Annotated in this window: 14 protein-coding genes and 1 riboswitch; of the genes, 6 read left to right on the top strand and 8 right to left on the bottom strand. The window is 50.7% G+C overall.

Features of this window, described 5'->3' with window-relative positions:
- Positions 1-10: 10 nt before the first annotated feature.
- A complete protein-coding gene (gene mutS / locus RYZ26_RS00740) occupies positions 11-2,623 on the bottom strand; it encodes a DNA mismatch repair protein MutS (RefSeq protein WP_317681312.1) in 2,613 nt (870 codons plus the stop codon).
- Between the two features lie 306 nt (positions 2,624-2,929).
- Here mutS and RYZ26_RS00735 point away from each other — a divergent pair, with 306 nt between their 5' ends.
- The 3 genes from RYZ26_RS00735 (at position 2,930) to RYZ26_RS00725 (ending at position 6,244) form a co-directional block, all read left to right on the top strand.
- Positions 2,930-3,421 carry a hypothetical protein gene (locus tag RYZ26_RS00735; RefSeq protein WP_317681166.1) on the top strand — a complete coding sequence of 164 codons (492 nt, stop codon included), beginning with the start codon at positions 2,930-2,932 and terminating at the stop codon, positions 3,419-3,421.
- Between the two features lie 48 nt (positions 3,422-3,469).
- Positions 3,470-5,743: an NADP-dependent malic enzyme gene (locus RYZ26_RS00730; RefSeq protein WP_317681165.1), complete on the top strand. Its 2,274-nt coding sequence runs from the start codon at positions 3,470-3,472 to the stop codon at positions 5,741-5,743.
- Positions 5,744-5,878: 135 nt separating this feature from the next.
- On the top strand, positions 5,879-6,244 hold the full coding sequence (locus RYZ26_RS00725; protein ID WP_317681164.1) for a glutaredoxin family protein: 366 nt from the start codon (positions 5,879-5,881) through the stop codon (positions 6,242-6,244).
- Here RYZ26_RS00725 and RYZ26_RS00720 read toward each other — a convergent pair whose 3' ends face one another.
- From RYZ26_RS00720 to thiC, 6 genes are all read right to left on the bottom strand, one after another.
- Positions 6,245-7,033 carry a substrate-binding periplasmic protein gene (locus RYZ26_RS00720; protein ID WP_317681163.1) on the bottom strand — a complete coding sequence of 263 codons (789 nt, stop codon included), beginning with the start codon at positions 7,031-7,033 and terminating at the stop codon, positions 6,245-6,247.
- A 72-nt stretch (positions 7,034-7,105) separates the two neighbouring features.
- The gene (ccmB, locus tag RYZ26_RS00715) at positions 7,106-7,771 is read right to left on the bottom strand and encodes a heme exporter protein CcmB (RefSeq protein ID WP_317681162.1); all 666 of its coding nucleotides are present in this window, start codon (positions 7,769-7,771) and stop codon (positions 7,106-7,108) included.
- Complete coding sequence (ccmA, locus tag RYZ26_RS00710; protein WP_317681161.1) at positions 7,771-8,442, bottom strand: heme ABC exporter ATP-binding protein CcmA; 672 nt, start codon at positions 8,440-8,442, stop codon at positions 7,771-7,773. Before ccmA ends, ccmB begins: the two co-directional genes overlap by 1 nt.
- Before the next feature lie 287 nt (positions 8,443-8,729).
- On the bottom strand, positions 8,730-9,479 hold the full coding sequence (locus tag RYZ26_RS00705) for a substrate-binding periplasmic protein (protein WP_317681160.1): 750 nt from the start codon (positions 9,477-9,479) through the stop codon (positions 8,730-8,732).
- Between the two features lie 46 nt (positions 9,480-9,525).
- Positions 9,526-10,194 carry a substrate-binding periplasmic protein gene (locus RYZ26_RS00700; RefSeq protein WP_317681159.1) on the bottom strand — a complete coding sequence of 223 codons (669 nt, stop codon included), beginning with the start codon at positions 10,192-10,194 and terminating at the stop codon, positions 9,526-9,528.
- A 128-nt stretch (positions 10,195-10,322) separates the two neighbouring features.
- Positions 10,323-12,113: a phosphomethylpyrimidine synthase ThiC gene (thiC, locus tag RYZ26_RS00695; RefSeq protein ID WP_317681158.1), complete on the bottom strand. Its 1,791-nt coding sequence runs from the start codon at positions 12,111-12,113 to the stop codon at positions 10,323-10,325.
- A gap of 51 nt (positions 12,114-12,164) precedes the next feature.
- Positions 12,165-12,277: riboswitch (TPP riboswitch) on the bottom strand.
- Positions 12,278-12,485: 208 nt separating this feature from the next.
- Here thiC and RYZ26_RS00690 point away from each other — a divergent pair.
- The 3 genes from RYZ26_RS00690 (at position 12,486) to RYZ26_RS00680 (ending at position 14,302) form a co-directional block, all read left to right on the top strand.
- The gene (locus tag RYZ26_RS00690; protein ID WP_317681157.1) at positions 12,486-13,499 is read left to right on the top strand and encodes a class 1 fructose-bisphosphatase; all 1,014 of its coding nucleotides are present in this window, start codon (positions 12,486-12,488) and stop codon (positions 13,497-13,499) included.
- Positions 13,500-13,647: 148 nt separating this feature from the next.
- Positions 13,648-13,881, top strand: coding sequence for a hypothetical protein (locus RYZ26_RS00685; protein ID WP_317681156.1), 234 nt, complete (start codon positions 13,648-13,650; stop codon positions 13,879-13,881).
- Positions 13,882-14,050: 169 nt separating this feature from the next.
- The gene (locus RYZ26_RS00680) at positions 14,051-14,302 is read left to right on the top strand and encodes a hypothetical protein (RefSeq protein WP_317681155.1); all 252 of its coding nucleotides are present in this window, start codon (positions 14,051-14,053) and stop codon (positions 14,300-14,302) included.
- On the opposite strand, the gene RYZ26_RS00675 is transcribed toward RYZ26_RS00680, so the two are convergent.
- Positions 14,280-14,948, bottom strand: a complete 669-nt coding sequence (locus RYZ26_RS00675) for a hypothetical protein (protein WP_317681154.1) — start codon at positions 14,946-14,948, stop codon at positions 14,280-14,282. The two genes, RYZ26_RS00680 and RYZ26_RS00675, sit on opposite strands and share 23 nt — an antisense overlap.
- Positions 14,949-14,951 lie beyond the last annotated feature (3 nt).

Raw genomic sequence — 14,951 nt, 5'->3', positions numbered from 1 at the left:
GGTGTGTGGGTTAGTCGCTGGTGCGCAAATCTTTCAGCTTGTAGAGCGCCTCAAGAGCCTCGCGTGGGGTCAGGTCATCGGGGTTGATGTCGTCGAGTGCGAGGTCTACTTCGTTGGGTCTCGCAGTTTCAACCACTTCTGGCTCAGCTGCCAAAGCCGCAAATAAAGGCAGGTCGTCGGCTAATTTGGTGACCGCGCTGCTTTGTTCGCCTTTTTCCAAGGTTTCCAGCACTTGCTCGGCGCGTTTGATGACGGCTTTGGGCAGGCCGGCCAGGCGGGCCACATGGATGCCGTAGGATCGATCGGCTGCACCTGCGCCGACTTCATGGAGGAAAATCACTTCGCCTTTCCATTCCTTCACTTTCATGGAATGGCACGACAGATGACCGAGTTTGGCGGTCAGCGCTGTCAGTTCGTGATAGTGGGTGGCGAAAAGGGCGCGGCATTTGTTGAGTTCGTGCAGATGTTCTACCACCGCCCAGGCGATGGAGAGGCCATCAAAAGTGGCCGTGCCGCGCCCGATCTCATCCAGAATAACGAGGGATCGATCTGTGGATTGGTTAAGGATGGCCGCAGCTTCCACCATTTCCACCATAAAGGTTGAACGTCCGCGCGCCAGATCATCGGCTGCACCCACGCGGGAGAACAAACGATCCACCACGCCAATATGAGCACTGCTGGCAGGCACGTATCCGCCCATTTGTGCCAGGATGGTGATCAGGGCATTTTGGCGCAGGAATGTCGATTTACCCGCCATGTTGGGACCGGTGATCAGCCAGAGGCGTTGTTCGTCAGAAAGATCACAATTGTTTGCCACAAAGGCAGATTCGTTGGCGGCTTCAAGGGCGGCTTCCACGACCGGGTGACGGCCGCCCTGAATATCGAATTCGTAACCCTGGCTCAGGATCGGGCGGTTGTAGTTGCGCTCCACGGCCAGTTCAGCAAGGGCTGCCAGAACGTCGAGGCGGGCGAGAGAATTGGCGGCCAGTGCAATCTCATTGGCATTGGTTTGCACCCGATCAATCAGTTCCTCAAACAGGCGCAGTTCAAGCGCGAGGCCCCGGTCCGCAGCTGAACTGATCTTGCCTTCCAACTCGGACAGTTCCACCGTTGTATAGCGGATGACATTCTTCATGGTCTGGCGATGGATAAATTCGCCTTCGGTGGGCATTTTTTCTGCCTGTTTGGCGGTCACTTCGACGAAATAGCCCAGCACATTGTTATGTTTGACCTTCAAGGTGGGGATATCGACTGCTTCCGCATATTTAGCCTGAAGGTTGGAGATCAGGCGCTTGCCTTCACTGCGTAGCGTGCGTAATTCATCCAGTTCGGGCGAATAATCAGGGGCAATGAAATCCCCATCTCGTGCCATCAGCGGCAACTCCATGCCTAATGCACGGCGCAGATTATCAACCAGTTCCCCGTGGGAGCCCAGATCGGTTGCGCAATCTTCCAGCACTTTGGGCGGGGTCAGCGAAATCAGTTTTTCGCGCAAAGAGAAACTGGCGGCTAGTCCGTCGCGGATAGCAGCGAGATCACGCGGACCGCCCCGACCCAATGTGATGCGCGAAAGGGCGCGTTCCATATCCGGGCATTCTTTAAGCGCGCTGCGGATATCTTCGCGTGCAGGCAAATCTTCGGTGAAGAACTGGACGCCATCCAGCCGTTCATCAATGGCTGCAACATCGGTCAGGGGTGAAGACAGCCATGTGGAGAGCAGACGCGCCCCTGCCCCTGAAACCGTGCGGTCTATCACTTCCAGCAGACTGCCTTTGCGCTGACCGCTAAGGGTAATGGTCAGTTCCAGATTACGACGGGTTGCTGCATCAATTTCCATGGTTGCGCCTTGCGCGACCTGGCGTGGGGTTTCAAGGCGGGGCAATTTGCCTTTTTGCGTCAGTTCCACATAGTCAACCAACGCGCCTGCTGCCATAATCTCGGCACGTTCAAAATTGGCAAAGGCATCCAGCGTTTTGACATTATATAAAGACTCAAGACGCTTGGCGGCATTGGAACTGTCAAAACGGCTGTTGGGTTGAGGCGTCAGGATGGATTTGAAATCACCAAAGGTTTCAAAATGGGCCGGGTCCTGCAGCAGCTTGTCACTGACCAGCAATTCACCGGGGTTCAGACGTGCCAGCACCGCAGGCAACATGGCGGGCACGCAGGCTTGTGTATAAAAAGCACCTGTTGAAATATCCAGCCAGGCAACGCCAATGTCATTTCGTGATTGGGCCACGCAGGCGAGGAAATTGTTCTGGCGCGCATCCAGCAAGGTATCTTCGGTGATGGTCCCTGCGGTAAAGAGGCGGACCACATCACGTTTCACCACCGATTTTGATCCGCGTTTTTTGGCCTCTGCCGGGTCTTCCATCTGTTCACACAGCGCAACCTTGAAGCCTTTGTCTACCAGTTTGGGAAGGTAACTTTCATAAGCCTTGACCGGAACGCCGCACATGGGGATGTCATCGCCTTTGTGATGGCCGCGCTTGGTCAGCGTGATCTGCAAAGCTTCGGCGGCAGCAATGGCATCGTCAAAGAACAGCTCGTAAAAATCACCCATGCGATAGAACAGCAACATGCCCGGATGACGTTCCTTGATCGCCATAAACTGCGCCATCATTGGGGTCGCGCCTTCGGCCATACGGCTGGCAATTTCCTCGTCCGTGATCTCGGTCGGGAGGTGTTCTTTGGTGACGTCAAGCATGGTCATGAAATCATTTACTGCTGCAGGGATTGAAAAAAGTGGAATAGTGATAACATGGGTAAGAGACATGTTTCCACCGTCTTATTCCTGCATTGTTAGAAGCGCATAGCACCATTGTAGGAAAAACGTTGGTTTTTTGAGTCTTTTCGGGCTAGCCATATGTCCCATATTGGTGCATATTGCGCAATATAAGTTCACAATTCACTATATTGGTTAAAATAAATGAACCCAAAACCACCTCTTACCGAGATCGTCGGCATTCTTAAAACACGTGAGAAATTCGAAGTCTGTGTGGCAGCACTGCTGGAAGGCGGCTTTGAACGCACGGATTTGAGTGTTTTAAGTTCACATGAATCGATTGAGGCTGCGGGCAAGCCTGCAAAACCGATCAAGGATGTGATGACGGCATTGGTGGGGGAAATCCGTTTTGAAGGACCGATGGTCGCCAGTGGCGGCATCTTCCTTGCGGGGGGACCAATTGGGGAATTGATCGGCGCTGTTGTGGGAGCGACAGTCGGTGGTGTTGCCATAAAAGAAGTCCTCGATGAAGTGACAGCGACACCGCATACAGAAGATTTTGCGCGCGCGGTTGATGCCGGCAGCATTATCTTGTGGGTACGCAGCGAAAGTGATGAAAAACAGGACAAGGCAACCAAAATCCTTGAATCTTTCGATGCGGATAACGTCCATCTTCATACCAACGAGCAGGGTTAAATCCTGCCATTTGCGGCAACAAAATCAAACTAGAGACGAAAACATATTATGGACGATCAATCAGTTAAGGTTACTGAGCGCGAAGCGCTTCTTATGCATGCATCCGGACGCCCGGGTAAGCTTGAAATTCACCCGACAAAACCGCTGACAACACAGCGTGATTTGTCCCTAGCCTATTCACCAGGTGTGGCGGCACCATGTGAGCAGATCGCGCGCGATCCAAATCTGGCCTATGACTATACAGCCAAAGGCAACGTGGTTGCGGTTATTTCAAACGGGACAGCTGTACTTGGTCTGGGCAACCTGGGTGCGCTTGCTTCCAAGCCTGTGATGGAAGGGAAGGCGGTTCTCTTTAAACGCTTTGCCGATGTGGATGGTATTGACCTGGAAGTCGATACCGAAGATGAAGATGAATTCATCAATTGTGTGAAATATCTGGGTAAATCTTTCGGCGGTATCAACCTTGAAGATATCAAGGCCCCCGAATGTTTCACCATTGAAACCCGCCTGCGCGAAATGATGGACATCCCGGTCTTTCACGATGACCAGCACGGCACGGCCATTATTTCTGCTGCGGGCCTGATTAACGCCTGTGATCTGACAGGGCGCAAGATGGAAGACGTTAAACTGGTCTTGAACGGTGCGGGTGCTGCTTCTATCGCTTGTTGTGAGCTTGTAAAAGCCATGGGTGTGAAGCATGACAATGTGATCATGTGTGACTCCAAAGGCGTGATCTATAAAGGTCGCAAAGAAGGCATGAACCAGTGGAAATCAGCACATGCGTCTGACACAGATGCGCGTACACTGGCTGAAGCTTTGGAAGGCGCGGATGCCTTCTTTGGTCTGTCGGTTAAGGGTGCAGTAACCCAGGATATGGTTGAAAAGATGGCACCAAAGCCGATCATTTTCGCCATGGCAAACCCGGATCCGGAAATTACACCGGAAGACGTGAAAGCGGTTCGTCCCGATGCGATTACCGCAACAGGTCGTTCTGACTATCCAAACCAGATCAACAACGTTCTTGGTTTCCCATACATCTTCCGTGGCGCACTAGACGTTCGTGCCAGCACGATCAACGAAGATATGAAAGTGGCCTGTGCACAAGCGCTCGCTGATCTGGCCAAAGAAGACGTGCCGGATGAAGTGGCAGCTGCTTATTCCGGTCGTCGTTTGCGTTATGGCCCGGACTACATTATTCCGGCCCCATTTGATCCGCGTCTGATTTTCTCTGTTCCGCCTGCGGTGGCCGAAGCGGCCATGGCATCCGGTGTGGCACGTCGCCCGATCATTGATATGGATGACTACCGCAACGAGTTGGCCAGCCGTCTTGACCCGACAGCTTCTAGCCTGCAGGTGATTTGCGATAAGGTTCGCGGCAACCCACGTCGTATCGTCTTTGCCGAAGGTGAAGAGGAAAAAGCGATCCGTGCGGCTTATGCCTTCCTGAACGCGGGCTACGGCACACCGATTCTGGTCGGTCGTGAAGATAAAATTCAGGCAACTATGAAGAACCTTGGTCTGGCGGATGCGCAAGGGATTGAGATCAACAACTCCCTGATCGGTCCACGCACCAAGGAATATGCGGAATATCTATACAGACGTCTGCAGCGCAAAGGCGCGTTGATGCGTGATTGCACGCGCTGGGTAAACCAGAACCGAAATATCTTTGCGGCTGTAATGGTTGCCTGTGGCGATGCGGACGGCATGGTTACCGGCCTGACCCGTGGCTTCTATTCAGCTTATGAAGATGTGGAACGTGTGCTTGATCCATCCAAGGATCAAATCCCGATGGGTGTTTCCATTGTTGTTTCCAGCGGTCATAACACGGTCTTTTTGGCCGATACCCGAATTCACGAAACACCAAACGCACAGGAAATGGCGGATATCGCGATTTCTGCGGCGGCAAAGGCACGTCGTCTCGGCCATGAACCGCGCGTTGCCTTCCTGTCCTATTCATCCTTCAGCGGTCGCGCTGGTGGTCGTTCCGAAGAAGTGCGCAAGGCGGTAGAAATCCTTGCTAATTCCAATGTGGACTTCGAATTTGACGGTGAACTGACCGTGAATACAGCCCTGGATCAGGCTTTGCTGAATGATTATCCGTTCAGCCGCCTGTCCGGTCCGGCCAACGTTCTGGTCATGCCGGGTCTGCATACTGCGGATATTTCTTCCAAACTGTTGCAGAAACTGGGCGGTGGCACGGTGATTGGTCCGATCATGATGGGTCTTGAAAAACCTGTTCAGATCGTCCCGCGTGACACCACGGTTTCCGAGATGGTCAATATGGCTATCCTGGCTGCTCACGATGCCATCGTTGGTCGCTAAGAAACCCAAATAAAGACAGCGAAGCCCTCACCGATTGGTGGGGGCTTTTTTGTGAGGATCTCAAACTCTGGAAAGAGTCTAATTTATGTGCTAAAGCTCCGCCCCGTTAATTGGGGTCATATCGGAGACAGACTGATGAAATTTGTTCGCTGGGTTTTGGGGCGTATTATTCTGATCGTGGATTTTCTGACACGTCCGAAGTTTCTGGTACGTGAACAGGATGCGCAGGCCAAAGTGGATGAGGTCACCGCGAATATGAGCATTTATCAGTTCAAGGCCTGCCCGTTCTGCGTCAAGGTGCGCCGCCAGTTGCGTCGTCAGGGATTGAATATCGAACTGCGCGATGCAAAGGAAAATATGACCCATAAAGAAGAACTGACCCAACAAGGCGGACGTCATAAAGTCCCCTGTCTGCGCATCGACCAGGATGGGGCAGAGACTGAATGGCTTTATGAATCGAAAGAGATTATTTCCTATCTGGAAAAGAAATTCGCCGCCTGATTACTGTGCGTAATCAGCAATTTTTTTCAGGTGATCGTTTAAAATCCGATCCAGCGTGCCATCTGTTTTCATGTCTTTGATGGCTTGGTTCACTGCTTCCAGTTTGTGGGCGCAAGTTGCCTCTTTGCTGATCATTACATGCATGGCGTTGGCGAGGATGGCTTTGGGAAGGGCAGTAATTTCGCCTTCCAGCTTTTGGGTATGGATAAACTTTAATCCTTCCACATAGCCGAGGATGCCGTAATCCGCGCGATCGTTCTGCAACATGGTGATGATGGCATCACTTTGTGGGACTTCCTGTAAATCCAGATGTTTTTGTGAAAAAGTATCGAACTCATCGCCTAACGACCCGCCCAACAGATGCATGCCGGAACGTCCGATCAGATCGGCAAAGGCATGGAAAGTAAATTCTTTTCCGGATTTTACAAAGATACGCAGCTCATCCGTTCCCATAGCTTCGGAATAATGGAATTTTTCTGCCCGTTCACTGTTCCAGTAGGCGCCCAAGACCATATCCACATGCGCATTTTCCAGATCATAGATGATGCGTTTCCAGGGGCGATCGACCTGAATGGTCAATTTAAGCCCGACCCGCTTTAAAGCCTCGCGCATGCCATCGACCATCACGCCCGTCAGATGTCCCTCTTCGGTGCGATAGGAAAAGGGATACCAGTTATTCACCCCGTTGCCGGAAAAAGCGGTGCATTCTTCTGCGGCTGCACCTTTTTGAAATCCGGCAAAACAGGTGAGGAGAATTAGGAAGGCGAAGGCCCTTAAAGATGTCATCATCCTGTAAGGATATCACAGGGATTGAGCAGAACCTACGGATCAGATGTGTTAAGCTTTTGTGACAGTCAGCGTTTATTCGACAGACTGCCTGACTGCGGCAGCCGCTGCAAAAGGACAGAAGGCAAGACAGGCAAAGAGAATACCGGACAGGATCAGGATTTGAGATTTCACCGCAAAGCCACCGATGGCTGCTTCGATCAGTCCCACGCCAAAGATCAGGACAGGGACAAACAGGGGCAGCACCAGCAGGGAGATCAAGACACCACCACGTCGTGACCCTAGCACAAGGGCCGCGCCGATAGCGCCAATGAGGCTAAGGGCGGGGGTGCCGAGCAGCAGGGCCAGCATCAACATGCCAAAGCCTTCGCCGCTCATATTCATCAGAATGGCGAGTAAGGGCGACGCGATCATCAAAGGCAGGCCTGTGGTCAGCCAGTGGGCTGTGATTTTTCCCAGCACAATCAGTTCCAGCGGCATGGGGCTTAGCGTCAGAAGCTCCAGCGAGCCATCTTCATAATCGGTTTGAAACAGACGTTCCAGTGACAGCATGGATGCGAGCAGGGCAGCTACAAAGATCACGCCAGAGGCCACACGGGCGAGGATATTGCCTTCCGGGCCAATGCCGAAGGGGAAGAGAACCACGGTCAGGATGAAGAACATCACAACCATGACGCTGTCACTGCCCTGACGAAGGGCCAGGCGCAAATCACGTTTTACGATGGATAGAAAACGTCCCATTAGATACCCTCCGCCAGAAGTGATGCACTTTCATGACCGCGCTTGGCGGTGAAGGTGCCCACATTCAGAATGTTTTGATCTTTGATGTTCATGTCGGAATGGGTGGAGAGCACAACAATGCCACCATTTTCGCGATGTTTCTCGATAATTCCTTCCAGCTTTTTGATGGATTCTTTATCAAGGGCGGTCGTTGGTTCATCCAGCAGCCAGACCGGAGATTTGGAGGCAATGATGCGCGCAAGGTTGGCGCGGCGCTTCTGCCCGGCAGAAAGAAAGCGCCCGGGAACGTCGATCAGGTGACCGATGGAAAAAACGTCCAGAGCTTCGCGGAAATTGGCTTTGGCTTCATCGGCATCGCTGCGCAAGCCCGCCCAAAAATGCAGATTTTCTTCGACGGTTAAAACAGGTTTGATGGCGTCATGATGGCCGACGTAATGCAGCCGTTCGCGGTGTTCATCCATATCATCATCAACGGATTGTCCGTCCCAGCTCATGATGCCTGCAGCAGGTCGTAAAAGTCCGGCCATCATGCGCAGCAGTGATGATTTACCCGCCCCGTTATGACCGATCAGGGTGAGGCACCCGCCACTTTCAATTTCGAAATTCAGTTTTGAAAAAACCAGTCGTTCGCCACGAATGCAAACCAGGTCCTGTCCCGCAAATACTGCCATGTTCCATCATTCCCCTAGTGATGACGCCGACCTTAAATCAAAACATCCCCGGGGGGCAAGTCCGGGGATGTGATGATTAGGATTCTAGCATGATCGATTTTGGTGGTCTGGATGTTGTCTTGAAGAGCAATTAGTTTGTTGAACTATACCTTATGAGGGCGATCGATACTTGGGCTTATCGAGGGGGGATGCTCTTCAACGCACCATCCTTTCCATGTTTGGTAATATGCAACCCAAATTAGGCAGCAATATGAGCGATTTCTGCCTTAATGTGCCTTATTTCATTTTTATCGGATGTTGCGCTGAATAATGGCTTTAACGCTGCCGCTTTCTTTCAGCTTTGCCACCGCTTTATTGACGTCATCCAGGCGATGGGCGAGATTTTTATGCAGGCGCACGGCCACATTGACGGAATAATAAGGGTCGCCAAACTGGACCATAAATTTATTGTGGTTGATGTAAAAAGATGCCGCGTGGCGTTCCAGTACAGCCACATCTGCCTTGCCATCTACCAGCATCTGAAGAACTTCCAGCGGGCTGCTTCCATTTAAACGCACCCCATAATCATCTTGATTGGGATAGGTAAATCCTTTGATGCCCACAACGCGTTTGTCGCTCAAGGCTTTGGTCGATGGGATGGGGAAGGTTTTGCCTTTGGGGAAGACCCAGACCTCAATCAATTTATAAAGCGGGTCACTAAACACATGGATATTGTCTTGTCCGGGAAACCAGATGGGATTGAGGCAGCAATCTACGCTGAGTTCGCCTTTTTGAAATTTCTGGCGGCCGATATCGATGGGGTAATCCCTGAACCTTAATTCCACGCCGATTTCATCAGCAATGGCAGCGATCAAATCCACATTGATGCCACCGGGACCATAGCCGTTACGGTGTTTGAAGGGGGAAAGATCTTCTTTTTGGATCGACATGATCCAGCTTTCTTCATCACCCCAGGCAGGTGGGCTGCACAGGGCAAAGCACATGAGCGTGACGACAGCACATAGGCAGGCTGCATTTATGTTTTTGTTCTTCTTCATGACTGGCTCACGATACGATGATAGGTTCCATCGGCTTTGATGTCTTTTAAGATGATATTGATTTTTCGGCGTGTTGTTGACCCTCTTTATTCGTCTTTAAGAGGATAACAACGTCGTATGAAAAGATGGGATTGTTCCTGTCATATTCAATGTTTGGATTGGTAATTTTTTCAAGGGCGGCAAGGCCGGATTGTTCTTCTACAAGGAAACCGTCGAGTCGCTTTGCTTTGAGTTTGCGCACATTATCCATATCACTTTGTGCGGTCTCCAGATGAATGCCGGATGTCGTATAAAGGGACGGGTCGTATTTATAATGTGCGGTGATGCCAAGGCGCATGCCCTTTAACTGTTCCAGTGTTTTGGGAATGGGCTGGCCTTTGCGTACAAAAACGAAATCGCGTTTGGTGTAGATTGGTGTGGTCAAAATCCCCACTTTGGATCGGTTGCCCTTGGGAAACGGGATTAACATATCGACTTCATCTCCCAAAAAGGCGCGGTGTGCCCGTTTGCCCGGGTAGACGGTGATGTCGAATGTGATATCGCTGCGTTTGGAAATTTCTTGAAGCAGCTCGATAAAAACGCCCTTGGTGGGACTTTCCACCATTAAGGGTATCTGGATTGCAGCAACCTTGATATGTGTGTCAGCACGTCCATCAGAGGTGTAAATCCCAGATAGAATTGTACAAATTAAAAATAATGAAATTGCGCGTGGCATTCATATACTTTCATGTGATCCTTAACTGGAAGTATATCAATAATTTAGAAGAGCGCAAATACCGATAAATACATAGAAAAAGGGACTGCGTTGCCACAGTCCCTTGATCATTTGCAGTTGAAGAAGTCTTATTCAGCAGCGTCGATCTTTTTATAGATTTCGCCACCTTCTTCTTTGAATTTTTCCGACATTTCCAGCATGCCTTTGGCGGCTTCTTCTTTCACTTCATGGCTGATGCGCATGGAGCAGAATTTTGGACCGCACATAGAGCAGAAGTGAGCGATCTTCGCGCCTTCAGCTGGCAGTGTTTCATCGTGGAAGGACAGGGCTTTTTCTGAATCCAGGGCCAGATTGAACTGATCTTTCCAGCGGAATTCAAAGCGAGCTTTAGACATAGCGTCGTCACGCAGGCGTGCACCTGGGTGGCCTTTGGCAAGGTCGGCAGCGTGGGCTGCAACTTTATATGCCATCACGCCTTCTTTTACGTCATCGCGGTTTGGCAGGCCAAGGTGTTCTTTTGGTGTTACGTAACACAGCATGGCACAGCCGTACCAACCGATCATGGCCGCACCGATGGCAGAGGCCAGATGGTCATGACCAGCAGCGATATCTGTAACAAGCGGGCCAAGCGTATAGAATGGGGCCTCGTCACAGACTTCCAGCTGTAGTTCCATGTTTTCCTTGATCTTGTGCATGGGCACGTGACCTGGACCTTCGATGAAGCACTGAACGTCATGTTCCATACATTTCTTTTGCAGAACGCCAAGGGCGCGCAGTTCAGCAAACTGTGCTTCGTCGTTGGCGTCTGCAATGGAACCCGGACGCAGGCCGTCACCCAATGAAATGGCAACGTCATATTGTTTTGCGATTTCACAGATGTCGTCGAAGTGATCCCACAGGAAGTTCTGCTTGTGATAATGCAGACACCATTTCGCCATGATGGACCCACCACGAGAAACAATACCTGTGACACGGTTTACGGTCATTGGTACGTGTTCCAGAAGCAGACCAGCGTGGATGGTCCAGTAAGAAACGCCTTGTTCTGCCTGTTCGATCAGTGTGTCTTTAAAGATTTCCCAGGTCAGGTCTTCAGCAATGCCGCGACATTTTTCAAGCGCCTGATAGATCGGCACAGTCCCGATCGGAACAGGGGAGTTACGAACGATCCATTCACGGATGTTGTGGATGTCAGTCCCTGTAGACAGATCCATAACGGTGTCAGCACCCCAGCGGGTCGCCCAGACCATTTTGTCTACTTCTTCTGCTACCGAAGAAGTCACAGCAGAGTTACCGATGTTGGCGTTGATCTTGGTCAGGAAGTTGCGGCCAATAATCATGGGTTCCAGTTCTGGGTGGTTGACGTTGGAAACCAGAACGGCACGGCCACGCGCGATTTCAGAACGCACGAACTCACCTGTGCAGACGTCCGGGATTTCCGCCCCCATTGGATCGCCATCACGCAGGTAAGCTTCTTTGCGGCCTTCGTTTTCACGAATGGCAACATATTCCATTTCTGGTGTCACAATACCGCGACGCGCATAGGCCAGTTGTGTTACTGCTGCACCATCTTTGGAACGCAATGGTTTCAGATCACCACGTGGGAAAGCTTCAACGCCCGGCTGTTCGTCATCGCCTTTCAGGCCATTGTCTTCTGGTTTGACTTCACGGCCTTCATATTCTTCCACATCGCCACGTGCCAGAATCCATTCACGGCGCAGCGGCGCCAGACCTTTATAAATGTCAATGGACGCGTTCGGGTCAGAGTATGGACCGGATGTGTCATAAGCAACCACCGGGCGTTCACCGCCTTCAAGGTGGATGCAGCGCATAGCCACGGTCACTTCGTCATGGGTTTCTGAGCCAAAGAAAACTTTCTCAGAACCGGGAAGTGAGCCGGTGGTTACATCAAGTTTTGTCATCGTTTAGGATCTCCTAACATATAAAACAGGAGATCCGGATTAGGGGGCTTTGGGGGAAATCATGTCCATCCCTACGCCGGTTCAACCCGGATCAGGTTCAAAGGGTTCATTGGTGAGGCCCAATATCTCAGCCCTTTATTAACCGGGCACCCCTTGGAATATGCTTAAGGTGGGGTAGATGATACTAAAGGTCAAGGGAATAAAAAGTAATAATATTACCCAAAATTTCAACTTGGGACATTTCAATGTGTTAGGTCTGCCGTAGATGCGAAAACATGCAAGGTTTCTGGCTTTTTGCCTTGTTTGTCGTTGCTAAAGCTGTGGCATTTTGCTATCGACCACCCAACGCACGTTTATTTGGGGAGCACAACCATGTCCGGTTATCGCAAAACGCTGACACACTTTCTTATTGAAGAGCAACGACGTCGTCAGGGTGAAGGGGTTTTAACCTTATTGCTGGCCGATGTGATGACCGCCTGTAAGACCATTTCTGATCTGGTTGATCATGGAGAACTGGCAGGCGCTTTGGGCACGCATGGAACGGAAAATGTTCAGGGCGAAGTCCAGAAGAAACTGGATGTGCAATCTAACGAACTTTTTAAATTCTGTAACACCATCGGTGGCCATCTGGCAGGGATGGCATCTGAAGAAGAAGACGATATCGTCACGGTTCCGGCGGAATATAGCGGTCGCTACCTTCTGTTGTTTGATCCACTGGATGGGTCTTCCAATATTGACGTGAACGTGTCTGTGGGCTCTATTTTCTCTATTCTGCGCTGCCCGGACGGGATCGACCAGCCAACGGCGGAAGATTTCCTGCAGCCAGGGACCGAACAGGTTTGTGCAGGCTATACGGTTTATGGCCCATCGACCATGTTGGTACTGACAACAGGGAATGGCGTAAACGGCTTTACGATGGACCGTAACGTGGGTGAATTCTTCCTGACTCATGAAAATCTGACGATTCCGCAAGACACAAAAGAGTTTGCGATTAATATGTCAAATATGCGTCATTGGGAACCACCTGTAAAACGCTATATTGATGAATGTCTGGCAGGCTCCACAGGTCCGCGTGAACGAGATTTCAACATGCGCTGGGTGGCGTCCATGGTTGCAGACGTGCACCGGATCATCAGTCGTGGTGGTGTCTTTATGTATCCGATGGATGAACGTATCAAAGACAAAGGCGGCAAGCTGCGCCTGATGTATGAAGCAAACCCGATGTCCTTCATCATTGAACAGGCAGGCGGTATGTCCTCAACAGGTCGCAAGCGCATCATGGAGCTGAAACCGGAAGAACTCCATCAGCGTGTACCTGTGATTCTGGGCTCCAAGCGCGAAGTGGAACGTATTGTGCGCTATCATGAAGAAGAAGACGCCAAGTAAAGCGATTAAAAATCTACAAGACTAAAAGGTCCGGTTGTATATCGGGCCTTTTTGTTTGGATGTGAACTAGGTAATTCTACTTATTAGATGGATGAAATGTACGTCATTTAAGAGTATGATAATACAGGTTTTTATAAGGCGATAAAAAATGCCTACCAGTGACAGAGCATCTAGGGAAGTTGCAGAACATTTTTATAAGAAGTACGGCTGCGCGCGCGCAACCGAGATTATTTCTGCTCGGCTGTCAGGCGATGGTCAGGTCAACCGCACCGAATTCTGGTGTGATGTTCTGAAACAGCTTGCAAAAATGGACACCCCACGGGGGCGTTCGGCTTTTACCAGCACCATGGTTCATACGGTACAAATACCTGTGACTGAATAATGTCGCAGTGCGACGATTTAAAATAATTTTTCTCTTTCCTGATTATCTTTCAGGTGGATAGATTTTGGTGCGTTGCACGCTGTCAAAAAAACCATAAAAACTTTCTGGTCATTAGGGTATAATCCCCCCAAAAAAAGAAAACAGATTGTCAGGAATAGGGAGACAGGCAATGGCGTATCATTCAAGATCACCCCGCGTGGTGGGCGCACATTTCTTTGCGAAATATGGTTATGAAGACGGTCTGATCCGGGCTTCAGCCGAAGCTTCAGAAAATCCGCAGGATCATTTCTGGCATGATGTGATCAAGGTTGTGGAAGGCCTGCAGGAACGCGAAAGCAAGGGCATTCATCCTTGCGCAGCTTTACCACCACAGCCTAGAAAAGTGCCGTTGGCAAATCCTAAGGCGCAGCAAAGCTTCTGAAGGGGTCGAAGCTTGCGATATAGCGATCAAACGCATCCATGAAGTCACGGTAATCTTCATGGAGATAGTGATGCACGTCTACTTTCCCCACGGTCTCAAGCTTGATGGGCTGCGGGGTGTAGTTGGCCAGAATATCTGTTGCCGCCATGGTCACATTGTTGGTTAAAAAGCGCCCAATGATTTTCCGGTTATAGGCATCGGCGATTTTTTCTTCCCCTTTGAAAGGGATACCTTTGCGGCTGGTCATATATTGATCCTGCCAGACAATGCCAAACATATAAGCGGTGGGATGGCTGTTGCGGATTTTGGCGTCTGGATGGCCCCAGATGCCTTTTTGCAGGACAAACATGGGCTTGGCGCTTTTGATGAAGCTGGTGGTATATAGGCTTTCAACACCGGGTTGGCGCATCAATTCACCGTCGCTACGCTGTTTGTTAAAGTCCAGAATGCCGCGTTTGGACGGCATCTGCACAAAGATGGTCTCGCACCCCAAGTCATGATAAATCCCCTGCACCACAAACAGCGTGCGTGCACTGATATCGTTGTTCTGGACCACAGCAATCGTTTCCGGGCACTTGTAATCAGCTTTTGCAGTAAAAGCTGTGAGGCTGAGGACACAAAATGAGAGAGCCAGAAAACGAACCATAGT

The sequence above is a fragment of the Terasakiella sediminum genome, assembly GCF_033100395.1.
In the GTDB taxonomy this organism is placed as follows: Bacteria; Pseudomonadota; Alphaproteobacteria; order Rhodospirillales; family Terasakiellaceae; genus Terasakiella.
The sequence above is the reverse complement of the archived record's forward strand: the minus strand, read 5'-3'. Positions and strand labels throughout refer to the sequence as shown.

What these genes read in the sequence shown, in the direction of transcription:
- mutS (WP_317681312.1), bottom strand. Translation starts at nt 2,623, where the DNA reads ATGATGGCGCAGTTTATGGCGATCAAGGAACGTCATCCGGGCATGTTG.
- RYZ26_RS00735 (WP_317681166.1), top strand. Translation starts at nt 2,930, where the DNA reads ATGAACCCAAAACCACCTCTTACCGAGATCGTCGGCATTCTTAAAACA.
- RYZ26_RS00730 (WP_317681165.1), top strand. Translation starts at nt 3,470, where the DNA reads ATGGACGATCAATCAGTTAAGGTTACTGAGCGCGAAGCGCTTCTTATG.
- RYZ26_RS00725 (WP_317681164.1), top strand. Translation starts at nt 5,879, where the DNA reads ATGAAATTTGTTCGCTGGGTTTTGGGGCGTATTATTCTGATCGTGGAT.
- RYZ26_RS00720 (WP_317681163.1), bottom strand. Translation starts at nt 7,033, where the DNA reads ATGATGACATCTTTAAGGGCCTTCGCCTTCCTAATTCTCCTCACCTGT.
- ccmB (WP_317681162.1), bottom strand. Translation starts at nt 7,771, where the DNA reads ATGGGACGTTTTCTATCCATCGTAAAACGTGATTTGCGCCTGGCCCTT.
- ccmA (WP_317681161.1), bottom strand. Translation starts at nt 8,442, where the DNA reads ATGGCAGTATTTGCGGGACAGGACCTGGTTTGCATTCGTGGCGAACGA.
- RYZ26_RS00705 (WP_317681160.1), bottom strand. Translation starts at nt 9,479, where the DNA reads ATGAAGAAGAACAAAAACATAAATGCAGCCTGCCTATGTGCTGTCGTC.
- RYZ26_RS00700 (WP_317681159.1), bottom strand. Translation starts at nt 10,194, where the DNA reads ATGCCACGCGCAATTTCATTATTTTTAATTTGTACAATTCTATCTGGG.
- thiC (WP_317681158.1), bottom strand. Translation starts at nt 12,113, where the DNA reads ATGACAAAACTTGATGTAACCACCGGCTCACTTCCCGGTTCTGAGAAA.
- RYZ26_RS00690 (WP_317681157.1), top strand. Translation starts at nt 12,486, where the DNA reads ATGTCCGGTTATCGCAAAACGCTGACACACTTTCTTATTGAAGAGCAA.
- RYZ26_RS00685 (WP_317681156.1), top strand. Translation starts at nt 13,648, where the DNA reads ATGCCTACCAGTGACAGAGCATCTAGGGAAGTTGCAGAACATTTTTAT.
- RYZ26_RS00680 (WP_317681155.1), top strand. Translation starts at nt 14,051, where the DNA reads ATGGCGTATCATTCAAGATCACCCCGCGTGGTGGGCGCACATTTCTTT.
- RYZ26_RS00675 (WP_317681154.1), bottom strand. Translation starts at nt 14,948, where the DNA reads ATGGTTCGTTTTCTGGCTCTCTCATTTTGTGTCCTCAGCCTCACAGCT.